General features: G+C 44.4%; 12 protein-coding genes. 2 read left to right on the top strand and 10 right to left on the bottom strand.

Features of this window, described 5'->3' with window-relative positions; all coding sequences use genetic code 11:
* Positions 1–14: 14 nt before the first annotated feature.
* From AX677_RS03320 to AX677_RS03300, 5 genes are all read right to left on the bottom strand, one after another.
* Positions 15–326, bottom strand: a complete 312-nt coding sequence (locus AX677_RS03320) for a PTS sugar transporter subunit IIB (RefSeq protein ID WP_002896658.1) — start codon at positions 324–326, stop codon at positions 15–17.
* Between the two features lie 20 nt (positions 327–346).
* The gene (locus AX677_RS03315; RefSeq protein ID WP_002896659.1) at positions 347–670 is read right to left on the bottom strand and encodes a PTS lactose/cellobiose transporter subunit IIA; all 324 of its coding nucleotides are present in this window, start codon (positions 668–670) and stop codon (positions 347–349) included.
* 329 nt (positions 671–999) lie between these two features.
* Positions 1,000–1,491 (bottom strand): hypothetical protein, encoded by a 492-nt coding sequence (locus AX677_RS03310; RefSeq protein WP_197416882.1) that lies wholly within the window; start codon positions 1,489–1,491, stop codon positions 1,000–1,002.
* A 100-nt stretch (positions 1,492–1,591) separates the two neighbouring features.
* Entirely contained in the window at positions 1,592–2,563 is a 972-nt protein-coding gene (locus AX677_RS03305; protein WP_060976157.1) for a sugar-binding transcriptional regulator, read from the bottom strand.
* A 16-nt stretch (positions 2,564–2,579) separates the two neighbouring features.
* Entirely contained in the window at positions 2,580–3,323 is a 744-nt protein-coding gene (locus AX677_RS03300) for a DeoR/GlpR family DNA-binding transcription regulator (protein ID WP_060976156.1), read from the bottom strand.
* A gap of 124 nt (positions 3,324–3,447) precedes the next feature.
* Between AX677_RS03300 and AX677_RS03295 the strand changes: the two genes are divergently transcribed.
* Positions 3,448–4,224: a glycyl-radical enzyme activating protein gene (locus tag AX677_RS03295; protein WP_060976155.1), complete on the top strand. Its 777-nt coding sequence runs from the start codon at positions 3,448–3,450 to the stop codon at positions 4,222–4,224.
* Positions 4,225–4,295: 71 nt separating this feature from the next.
* Here AX677_RS03295 and AX677_RS03290 read toward each other — a convergent pair whose 3' ends face one another.
* The gene (locus AX677_RS03290) at positions 4,296–5,165 is read right to left on the bottom strand and encodes a glycosyltransferase family 2 protein (protein ID WP_060976154.1); all 870 of its coding nucleotides are present in this window, start codon (positions 5,163–5,165) and stop codon (positions 4,296–4,298) included.
* 211 nt (positions 5,166–5,376) lie between these two features.
* On the opposite strand from AX677_RS03290, the gene AX677_RS03285 reads away from it, so the two are divergent.
* Positions 5,377–6,318, top strand: coding sequence for a nuclease-related domain-containing protein (locus tag AX677_RS03285; RefSeq protein ID WP_060976153.1), 942 nt, complete (start codon positions 5,377–5,379; stop codon positions 6,316–6,318).
* A 79-nt stretch (positions 6,319–6,397) separates the two neighbouring features.
* Here the strand turns inward: AX677_RS03285 and AX677_RS03280 are convergent, their stop codons facing one another.
* The 4 genes from AX677_RS03280 to AX677_RS03265 all read right to left on the bottom strand — a co-directional run bounded on the left by AX677_RS03280 (position 6,398) and on the right by AX677_RS03265 (position 12,011).
* Entirely contained in the window at positions 6,398–7,813 is a 1,416-nt protein-coding gene (locus tag AX677_RS03280; protein ID WP_060976152.1) for an LPXTG cell wall anchor domain-containing protein, read from the bottom strand.
* A 118-nt stretch (positions 7,814–7,931) separates the two neighbouring features.
* Positions 7,932–8,861, bottom strand: coding sequence for an aldo/keto reductase family oxidoreductase (locus tag AX677_RS03275; protein ID WP_060976151.1), 930 nt, complete (start codon positions 8,859–8,861; stop codon positions 7,932–7,934).
* Between the two features lie 9 nt (positions 8,862–8,870).
* A complete protein-coding gene (locus tag AX677_RS03270; protein ID WP_060976150.1) occupies positions 8,871–10,649 on the bottom strand; it encodes a beta-galactosidase family protein in 1,779 nt (592 codons plus the stop codon).
* A complete protein-coding gene (locus AX677_RS03265; protein WP_002896670.1) occupies positions 10,650–12,011 on the bottom strand; it encodes a PTS sugar transporter subunit IIC in 1,362 nt (453 codons plus the stop codon).
* Between the last annotated feature and the right edge of the window lie 3 nt (positions 12,012–12,014).

Below are 12,014 nucleotides of genomic sequence, written 5' to 3'. Positions count from 1 at the left end.
GAAGCTCCTTGATTTTAATGTTTATCCAACAAACTCAAAGCGAGGTTTAACACTTTTTCGCCATCTAGCATACCGTAATCAGCCATCGGAATAACTGCAATCGGAGTATGGCAACTGTCGCAAATAGCTGTAGATTTGTCTAGTGTATAGGCTACCTGCGGGCCCAATAAAGCGACATCCAGATCCGCTGCATAATCAGCCAACTTAGCCTGAGAGTAGGCTTCAATCTCAGCTTCCAGCCCTTTTTCAGCTGCAGCTATTTTCATATTGTTGACCAACATTCCTGTTGAAAAACCTGCCGCGCAAAACAAACCAATCTTAACCATCTTTTCATCCTCCTGATGATTTATTTTTCCCCTTGTAATTCTCTTCTCAAGTCGATGATTTCTTTGATGAGGTTAATCTCTGTAATGCTAGTCATCAAATGATCTTGAGAATGAACAAACAGCGCTGTAATCTCTGTTTTCGTTCCTCCAGCTTCCTGAGCTAGGAACTTGGTCTGCAAGTTATGGGCCTCTAAAAGCGCCTTATCTGCCAGCTCAATCTGCTCATCGCATTCTGAAAACTTACCATCTTTAGCTAGTGATAAAGCTTGATAAATATGCTGCTTGGCATCACCGGCGTCTAGGATAAGGCCCATGATAATTTGATCTGCTACAATCATTTCCATATGTTACAACCGCTCCTATCTTTATAATTAACAAAAACCTGTTCTTTTGTTTGAAAGTGATTTGTTTTTGTTTGTAACTAGAATGTATCACCTTTATCTCAGTCCGTCAATACATTATAGAACAAATTAGCTTATTTAAATTTTTTCGCACATTTGTGCAGAATAAAAACTCCCCCATAAAGGACAGTTCTGTACAGCTGTATTCATCTGCGATTCAAAGGCACTCTATTAGATAAGAACGATAAGCAGATTCGGCACAAAAAAGAAGCAGCAGCTATTTGCTTCTACTTCCTCATATATGTTATTTTAAGAAACCGAAACTTATCTTTTTATACAGCCTTCTCAATTTCCTTTGCTATTTTACTTTTCCGCAATTTCCTCTGGAGGTTGTATTTCAATAAAACAGCAGGATTCAGACTGTAGGATAATTGCCATTTAAAATAATTAATCCACTCGATGACAGCAAAAAACCAAATTGCTACAGAGATTATGAAGGTGGAAAAATCACTGGAATTAAAAATGATTATCAGGGTTCCCACACCCAGTAAAATAAGGTCTAAGATCTTTAGTATTCTGTAAATCTCGCCTGTATATCTTTCAGCAAATCTTGGATTGGAAATCCTTTTTATCAAAATCCACCAGAAAACAGAGCCCTGTATCAAAATAAAACTCAGTACAAACAAGGAGAAAGAAATAGAAATCAAAGCTCCAGTAGTAAGAATCCATTTTTTGAGCAGGAAAAAATTCATCCAAAATACTAGCACAGCGACTAGCTCTCCTGTGGCTAAACTAGTCAATTTTCGTTTCATTAACTTTTTCAAATCAAGAATCCACCTCCATATATAAGTGCTAATTCACTATTAAAAATGGGATTCCTGAATTCCGTCTTGGAAATCTCTTGCACCTGAGATGCCTCTACTATCAAGAAGTGAGGAAACTCCTATCTCCGTCCAAGTCAAGCATTTTTAGAATCGTCGCTTCATCTGTCACCAAATGATTAACATAGCCAGCTCGCAACACTGCTAAGATGGCAGCAGACTTTTGACTGCCATAGGCAAAGGCTAGGCTAAGCGGCACTTTTTTCAAATTTTCCAAAGAGATGGCAATCGTTCTATTTTGCAAATGCTGGTAGACCATCTCCCCTTTTTTATTAAAGAAGCGACAGCAGATTTCTCCGACAGCATCCTGGCTCTCTAGAGCAAGAAAATCCTCTGAGGTCAGCATGTCCAGCCATTGGCGATTTCCCGTGTCAACCTGCCCTCCAATACCAACTACAGCCACATCTAGCTCCTGCCAGCTGCTTTTTAGATCTTCAAAATATTTAGAAGCCAATATTCCATTTGTCAGTTGCTCGTTCTCCTGAATAATCGTGGAATTCATAAAACGACAGTCCCCATGGTATTTTCCAGCCATGCTATAGATGAGGGTGTTCACATGATAGCGTGCATGGATATGACTCGGTCCACCTGCCAAAGGAAAGAAATGGACATTTGTCAAATGCTTGCTGCTGGAGTGCTCTACTAAAAGGCTCAAGCTCTTTCCCCAAGAAAATCCCACTTTATCATTGTCTTTAATCAGGCTACGTAGCATACCCGCAGCACCTTGAGCAAGCCTTTCTTCCAAGTCTGCTGGAGATTCATCTACTAAGTTACTGACAATTTCGATTCCCTTGAGCCCGTATTTTTCTTTTACATAGTTTTCCAAATGGAACAAGCGGGTATCAAAGTCTTCAATCTCAATCTTTACAATGCCCTCTTTTTTCGCTTCTGCCAGCATTCGGCTGATAGTGGTACGATAAATCCCTGTCTCAGCCGCAATGTCAGACTGGCTTCTTTCTTCGATATAGTAGAGATAAGCAATTTTTGCCAATAGTTTTTTTCTTTCATTTTTCATCTTATCTCCTTCTCTGCTAGATCAGAGTCAGCTTGATATCGGCAGCTTTCAAGCGCTCAACAGCCTCTTTAGGAATCGCCTTGTCAGTCACCACTTGCGCAATCTGCTTGAAGCCAAATCTCTTTACCGTTCCTTTTCTGGTAAACTTACTTGAGTCCGTCAAGACAATCATCCGGTCAGATGCCTCTGACATATACTGCACAACCTCACTCCGCATCAAATCCTTGCCTGTAAAGCCTAGATTTTCATCATAGCCATCTGTTCCAACAAAAGCATGTTCTACGTGGAAAAACCGAATCATTTCCTTGAGAAGAGGCCCTACTGTCACCTGCGAATCTTTCTGAAATTCTCCGCCCAGTAAGATAATTTTACAAGAATCAGTTTGTTTTATATAATCCGCAATAAAATAAGAATTGGTAATAATCTTGACATTCTTCTTCGTTCGGCAGATTTCCTCAGCTAGTAAGGCACAGGTCGAGCCTGATTCGATCATAACGGTTTCATTATCCTGAACGATTTTTGCTGCTTCCTGGGCAATTCGGCGCTTGGTATCATAATGAAAGGAAAGCCTGACATTCAGATCATCGCCGCTATTTAAAACAGCATAGCCATGCTCTCTGCGCAACAGACCTTTGGTTTCCAGCTTATCCAAGTCTTTGCGAATCGTCACTTTGGAAACTTTTAAGCGGTCAGACAAAGTATTGACATCGATTCGTTCAAATTCAGATACTAATTTAACAATTTCATCTAAACGTTCCATTCTATCACCTCTGCTATTATTGTAACAAAAGACGTCTTAAAAATAAAATAAAAATAACTTTCATTCGTAATTGTTTTTCTTTCTAAAATAAGTTATAATGATTGTATCCAAAGGAGGCCTGAGTATGGAAACAACAAAAGGAATTATTTTCAACATCCAACATTTCAGTATTCATGATGGACCAGGGATTCGTACAACGGTTTTCCTCAAGGGCTGTCCTCTGCGTTGCCCTTGGTGCTCTAATCCAGAATCACAGCAATTCAGACCCGAGCCTATGCTGGATGCCACTACCAAAAAAAGCATCACTATGGGGGAGGAAAGAAGTGTCGAGGAGATTATCAACGAAGTCCTAAAGGACAGAGATTTTTATGAAGAATCTGGCGGTGGTCTAACCTTATCTGGCGGAGAGATTTTCGCCCAGTTTGAATTTGCCAAGGCCATTCTCAAAGCGGCTAAGGAAAAAGGGATTCATACCGCTATTGAAACAACTGCCTTTGTAGAACATGAAAAATTCGTGGATCTCATCCAGTACGTTGATTTTATCTATACAGACCTGAAACATTATAACTCTGTCAACCACCGCAAGGTGACTGGAGTAAAAAACGAATTAATTGTTCAGAATATCCACTACGCCTTTACTCATCAAAAGACGATTGTTCTCCGCATTCCTGTCATTCCAGATTTTAACGACTCCTTAGAAGATGCAGAGCGGTTTGCGACTTTGTTTAATGAACTATCCATCAATCAAGTCCAGCTGCTGCCTTTCCATCAATTTGGCGAAAATAAATACAAATTACTCGGCCGAAAGTATGACATGGAAGACGTCAAGGCCTTGCACCCCGAAGACTTATTTGAATACCAAGATGTCTTTTTGAAGCATGACATTAATTGTTACTTTTAGTCTTTAATTTTTAAAACACCAAAAAACAAGCCACGCTGTCAGCCCTGCGGTTGAAAGGTGGCTTGTTTTGTTTATTCTCCAAATAGTTTGAGTTTACTTTCAATTTCCTGATAGACCCGACTGGACTGCATACCGACAGCTGCAGCGCTGTCGCGACAATACTGGAGCAGGAAAGTGTAGTATTTGTAGTAGAAGCTCAGGTCATAGCCCAGCTTACCCAAAATGGCTAGCTGCTCCTCAAAACCTATAATCAAGTCTCGGAACCACTGCTCATTCCAAGTCATGGAGATGCTATTTGGCCGCAAGCGATAGTAATAGAGCGGTTCATTGAGGTAGATAATCTTCTCTGACTGAAGGTACAGCTTATAAGTTGTGAAGGCATCTTCGGCCACTCGGCCGACTGGATAGCGCACTGTATCAAAGAGCTCACGCTTATAGAGCTTAGCCCAGGCACAGAGAAAGACACCGTCTACCATGCGACGTCTAGGGTACTCCTCGATTATCTCTTCTCGCGTATAGAGGGTTTCAAAATGCTCTGTCGAATAGTAGAGGAAGGCTGAATCCTCAGCACGGAAACTACAGTGGTGACCAATAGCAATGTCCGCATCATACTCCTTGAGCTTTTCATAGAGGCGGGCAACATGCTGCTCAGGTAGCCAGTCATCCGAATCCACAAAAATCAAATAGTCTGCACTAGAGTGCTCAATCCCTGTGTTGCGGGCACCGGACAAACCTTGATTGTCCTGATGAATGAGGCGAATCCTCGCATCCTGATCAGCTAGCTCTTGGCAAATCTGGCCAGAAGCATCTGTTGAACCATCATTGACTAGAATAATTTCCAGATTTTGATAGGTCTGACGACAGACGCTGTTCACACATTCTGCTAAATACTGCTCAACATTGTAAACAGGGATGATAACACTGATTAATTCCTGAGACATGGTAACTCCTATTCTTTTCCTGTCTTTTTATTATACATGATTTTTTAGGTTTGTGAGGTGTTTTTGGAAAAATAAGTTTTTAAAGGATAGCTTTCTGTTTTTAGACATATTTTAATCTATTGTTCAATTGCCGTGTTTTTACACTTATAAAAATCTTTCGTCCTTTATTTTGTGCTATACTCGAATTAGGGATTTTAAGGGAGATTAGGAAATGTTTGGATTCTTTTTCGTCGCATTTGTGGCTGTCTTTGGCATCGTCTTTTTTATCAGTTATAAGCTACTTGAAGACCGAGAAGATACAGACTCGGATTGGTCGTCCAGCCAAAGCCCAGAGCCTGACTATTTCCAGCAAACCCAGACTGCCCCTTGGGAACTCAAATACAACAAGGGAAAACAGGGAGAGTACCAGCTTGGTCAGGTCTTGAACCAACTCTATGGCTACAAAAAGATTTTGTACAATCTCTATATCTTCAAAGAAGATGGCACTACCACTGAGATTGATGCCCTGCTGATTCACCCGTCTGGAATTTACATTTTTGAGTCCAAAAACTACAAGGGCTGGATTTTCGGCTCAGAAAATCAGCAATACTGGACTCAGGTTCTTTCCGGTGGCCGCGGAAAATCTTACAAGCATTCTTTTTTCAATCCCATTATTCAAAATAAAGTCCATCTCAAATGGCTCAGCTACTATCTCAACCAATACACGCCAAATCTATATTCCTATATCGTCTTTGGCAATGACTGTCAGCTTAAGGAAATCCATCTGAACAGTGACAGGCATAAGGTTATTCAGACCTGGCAAGTGATAGGAGCAATTGACCGGCAGGCCTGCCAAAGTCCAGTCTACCTGTCGCCCGAGCAGATTGACGACCTCTATCGTATGCTGCTACCTTTGACCAAGCGAAAACAGGTCATCAAAGAGCGCCATATTAACAGCATTGCTCAGAATAAACAACGTAGAGAAGCAGAAAAGATCTGCCCTCGCTGCCAGCATGGATTGGTGCTCCGTATAGCAGCCAAAGGTTCTAAGGCCGGTCAGCAATTTTGGGGCTGCTCCAACTTCCCAAGATGCCGCTTTACTCAAAAATACCAAGAGCCTGTCTGCAGTCCGCCCGCTGCGCAAGCATCTAATTTTGAACATCCTGTCATGTAAAACCTAAGCCAAACACAAAGCAACAGCTAGAAACTGCTGTTGCTTTTTTGTAGATTATTTTTCCTCTAGCTTGCAAAACCTAAGATTTTTTCTTCAGGCCAAGGAAGCCAGCACCCAGCCCTAAGAGCCCGAGTCCAAGCAGATTGGCCAATAGACTGCTTTGGCTGCCGGTCTTAGGTAGTTGTTTGGAAGAAGCTTGCTCAAAAGTTGGCTCTTGAAACGCTGCTTGAGGATCCGTCTGGCCGCTTGCTTTGTAGGTCAGATTTTCTACCTGGCTACCCATTGGAGCAGGCCTTGCAGGGGTTGCCTGCTGGGCTTGATTTTGAGAGGCTTGCTCCATATCGGCCAACGGCACGATACTCTTCATAAATACATCTTGTGAAATGGCCCTTTCTTCGACTGCATCTTGAATACCAGTAAGACTGACAAAATAGTAACGCGCCCAATCCTTGGTCAGTCGCTGAATACCAGCCAGACCAGCTCCTGGATACCAGAGCGGCTTACTCACTTCCTCAGCAAACTTCCAGTCACCGCCAACTTGAATACCCAGCTTGGCATCTGGGTCAGATTTTTCAGAAATACGAGCTTCTACGGAAACTAAAACAGCCCGAATGGTTTGAGGATTTGGAATATCACGGGCCTGATCAGAACCCCAGTGGGCAACCCGATCCTGCTTAGGTAATACCTCAATAGCTGTTCCCCCACCAGCCAAGGCTTCCTGCCGTGCATCTCCTACGTAGCTGGACATATTGCCCTTGAATTGAGCAACCCATTGAACCCCTTGAGGGTGATCCACAATTTTCTCCCAGACATTGGAGTCCTTCCGGAGCACGAAAGCCTGCATGTTACGAATATCCGCCCAAGCATTGTTGGCCTTATTGTCCGTCATTTCCATCACAACGCCCCAAGGATCAAATTCATTCATCCATTTGCCGCGTTCCTTGTCAAAGACAGCCTGTGCTTCTTCATCGGTCATCCCTTCGCCTTTATAAGCAAGGTAGTACCAATCAGCTGCTGGGTCATAAGTCGGACGGCCGCCTAATACGACGGCTCCGCCATTAAATTGGCCAGGACCGCCATTAGGACCGCGCTTTTGACGCTCCCCATTTTCTTCAACGACATTTTCCTCCGACCAAACCCAGACATCCCCTTGATTGGCTCCCATCTGAGCAATGGCGCGCTGCTTCTGCTCATCAGACATGACCTGACTGGCTGGCAACTCGCTAGCGGCTGCAGCTGATTCAGCCTGATTTGCAGGAGCTGCTTGGGGTTCAGCCACAGCTGGATTTTCAGCCTCAGGACTTGCTTGCGCTGCTGGAGAAGCCGACGTTTCAGCTACTGCGGCAGGGGCAGGCGCAACATCTTCTGCTTCAACTCTTGATACAGCTGTCAAAGCTGCTAAGGACAAGAGGGAAACACATAGCAGCAAGCCACTTCCATACTTGGCAGCAGAAGCAGAGTTTGCTAGGCCTTGCCAAGAAAACTTATTATTCATATCATTCTCCTTTCATAAGGTGCAGAGTCGAGCTTAATCAATGAAATATGCAGACCGATTCGCTGGTCTTAGGCTTCATTGATTCTGAATAACAAATAATCTCCCTGCAAAAACAAGTTTAGGGCAGAGGATTCCCCGCGCTCTTGTATATCTTATACCAGTCAGCCCGAGAGAGCTCAATATCAAAAGCAGCCACCATTGAGCGAATTCGCTGCGGATTCATGGAGCCAACAATTGGCTGCATTTGTGCTGGATGACGCAAAATCCAGGCGAGAACTAAGGCTTCAAAAGAAACTTGATAGTCTGACGCAAAGGCATGCAGAGTTTCTGTAAGCTGAGTATATTTAGGATGCTCCATAAAAAGTCCCTGGTTCAAGTCAACCTGAAATGGTGACCAAGGCTGAATCGTGATATGATGCAATCGACAATAGTCCAGCACACTACCGTCCCGAACGATTGCTAAAGGATTGAGCATATTGGCATTGAGCCCAGCATCCAGCATCGGAGTGTGAGCTGGACCAAACTGCAGTTGGTTGGCAATCAAGGTCTGCTCCACACTCTTTTGCAGCAGCTCAATTTGATAAGGATTTTGATTGCTGACTCCGAAATAGCGGACCTTCCCAGCTTGGTGCAGCCGTGAGAAAGCTTCAGCCACCTCTTCCGGCTCCACGAGAGCATCTGGCCGGTGCAGGAGGAGCACATCCAGATAGTCTGTCTGCAAACGCTCCAAGCTGCCTTCAACCGAGCTGATGATATAATCCTTAGAAAAGTCAAAATGGTAGTTGGTGTGAACATCCCGCAGTCCGCACTTGGACTGGATGAGAACTCGGTCCCGGGGAATCTTAGCCGAGCGAAGAGCCTGCGCAAACTTGGCTTCAGACTGGCCGCCAGCATAAACATCTGAGTGGTCAAAGAAATTAATTCCCACTTCTAATGCTGTTTCAAGAACGGAAACGACCTCTTCAGGAGCATGCTCTGCCAGACGCATGCAGCCCAAAATCAGCTGACTGGCTCCTTCCAGTTCATTCCCGACTGTCATATATTTCATCGCAACACCTCATTTCTTATAGACTGGATGGTCAAGCAAGGTCAACTCTTCAATCTTGACATTTTCAGTTTCAAAGACGATAAATTCATTCTTTTCCTTAAGCAGCCCAGACGGCACATAGAGATAGTGAATCGGCCCTTCATTCCAGTAGCGGCCTAGGTTGAAGCCGTTGACCGAAATACAGCCCTTCCCATACTTGGAGCAATCAATGAAGGTATCAGCGATATCATCCAACTCTGCTTCAAAGCGATAGAAGGTCGGTGCTTTGACTTTTTCCGGTGGATCTGAGTAGCAGTCTAACTTGGCCAGCATTTCCTGGTCAAACTTAAGCGCATAATGCTTCCAGCCCTTGCGGAACTGGTGGTTAATCATGATACCCCCCTTGACTCCCTTGGATTGACTAGGTGCGCCCAGCTTGTAACCATAGTTTACACGCCCCATATTTTCCACCAGCACATCAATCTGAATTCGCTCGGTGTCAGCTGAGAAGAGCATCTCATCACCGATTTCTTCCCGATACTGGGTAGCTAGGTGTTCCTGATTGACATAGAAATGGCAGCGGTCATGAGTCTCCAAGGCCTTGAGCCTTTCCTCATGGTATTGATTTTTGATATCGGAACGGTAGAGGATATAGCCATAATTCTGCCCAATCTGCTCCATAGGCTGCGGATAATCCAGCAGAATTTCCTCTGTGATGTCCGCTGCAACATCCAGCAAATTTGCAGTCCTAAGCAGCGGAAAACTGCCATAGGCCTTGGCCTGTCGGCTAATCGGCTCCATCTGCTCAAGCTCTGGAAAGACCTCGTGTGTCACCCGCTGAACAGCGTAGTATTTCTCGGTTGGCTGCCCCCACTCAGTAATGGGTGCGTCAAAATCATAGGAGGTAATCTGTGGCAAATCCTTTGTCTTGCGGGCTGAACAGCCGCTGATAAAACCAAAATTGGTCCCACCTCTCAATAGGAAAAGGTTCATGCTGCCCAGCTGCAGCATTTCTTTGACATCCTGGGCCAAATCTTCTGCCTCTCGCCGAACGATTTCCTCGCTCCAGCGGCTAAACCAGCCGTCCCAAAACTCAGTACACATAAGAGGCCATTTCTTGCCATAGCGCTCCATGAAAGCTCGTAGATTGTCTGTATTTTCTTTGGGTTGGGAGCCAAAATTCCCCGTCACAAAAATATCATCCTCAATCAAGGTTCCAGACTCCAAAGCCTCTATCCATGTCCCGTCAGAGGTAAAGAGGGGAACCGTAACGCCACGTACCTTCATCATCTGTGCAATGCTGCGCATGTAGGCCTTGTCCTCGGCATAAGACCCGTATTCATTTTCCACCTGCATCATGAGGATAGGACCGCCTTGATCACTCTGATAGGGCAGAAGCTTGGGAAAGAGCCAGTCATAAAAATGACTGACCTTTTCCAGAAAAAGCGGATGATTGACCCGCAGGCGCATCGAAGGATATCTCAAGAGCCAAGCCGGCAGGCCGCCAAAGTCAAACTCTGCACAGATGTAAGGTGTCGGACGGACAATGAGATAAAGCCCCATCTCCTTAACCAACTTGAAGTATGCTTCAAAATCCAGCATGCCCTCTGCCTTAAACTGACCTTCCTGAGGCTCATGCAATGCCCAAGGAATATAAGTTTCTACCGTATTAAAGCCTAGAGCTTTGAGATTGTAAAGGGTATCTCGCCACTGGTCTGGATGAAGCCGGAAATACTGAATAGCTCCCGATAAAATCTTAAAAGGCTTGCCATCCAAGTAAAATTCTTCTTTAATTTCAAATTTTGCCATTTATCCAAGCTCCTCCTGTTTATCTGCCATCTTAACAAAGGGCAGATATATAGCGGTCGAAATAGCGATGTTAACTAGCGAAAGAATAATTGCCCGCCAGTCGAAGGCTGTCGCAAAGAAACCGTAGAGAATCGGCGGCATTACCCAAGTAACGTTTTGAGTAACCGGCGCAACCAAGCCCATAGAGGTTGCAAAGTAGGCTACTGTTACCATGACCATTGGCGTCAGGACGTATGGAATAAACATAATTGGATTCAAAACGATTGGCAGACCGTACATAACCGGCTCACCGATGTTGAAGACCATTGGGAAAATTCCTAACTTAGCCACTTCTCGATAGTGCTTGTTCCGAGATTGCCAGAGAATGGCAATGGCAACTCCAATCGCATCAAACCAGACAAAAGCACCGAAAGAATTATCCGTCCACATGTAAGGAATCGCATGCCCAGCCTGATAAGCTTCCAGATTGGCCAGCATGGTCACACCAAATAGACTAGCCATAACTGGCGCCAGCACATTACCGCCGTGCAGTCCGAAGAACCAGAAAATCTTATTGAGAAAGACAATGAGCAGTACAGCCCAGAAGCTTTGAGACAAGCTGAGAAGCGGTGCCTGAAGAATCTTGTAAATCCAATCAATCAACAGCTCGCCTGTCACCAGATTAAAGAGATAGGTCGCAATTCCCACGACATACATAGCAATCGCAGCCGGAATGATAGACAGGAACGGCTTCATGATAGCTGGCGGAACAGAATCTGGAAGTTTGATAGTCCAGTTACGATTCATGACCTTACAAAAGATGATAACAGATACAAAACCAATCAGAATGGCAGTAAAGTAACCACGCGCACTAATCTGGTCACCTGGAATGACACTGTTAATCGTCACAGACAGATTACTGCCGTCAAGTTTTAGCTCTGGGAGTTTTGAAATCGCCTTGCTCAGCCCTGGTGTTTTGCCAGCCAACTCAAAGGTTTTAGTAACTGAGCCACCAATGGTAATAATATAGGAAGCAACAGCTACCAGACCAGCAGATACCTTATCAGTATTGTAAATCTTAGCGATATTGACACCGAAAGTAAAGAGGAACAAGAGGGTAACGATAGGAATACTGCCCTTAAATACCAGCCAGTTAATATCAATCAGCCACTGGAAGGTAGAGGAAATCCAGGTCCAGCCGAACTGTCCTGGCAAGTCAGATAGAAAGGCATTGACCATGAGGGCGAAAGAGCCCGTCATAATCACAGGCATGGTCCCAATAAAGGAATCCCGCAGGGCAACCAGAAATTTTTGGTTGCCGATTTTATTGGCAATAGGCATGAGACGCGCTTGCCATTTATCAACCAAACTACTCATCTGCATTTC

This window comes from Streptococcus sp. CCH8-C6 (assembly GCF_001557225.1).
Lineage (GTDB): Bacteria > Bacillota > Bacilli > Lactobacillales > Streptococcaceae > Streptococcus > Streptococcus sanguinis_C.
This window is presented reverse-complemented; position numbering and strand designations above follow the sequence as displayed.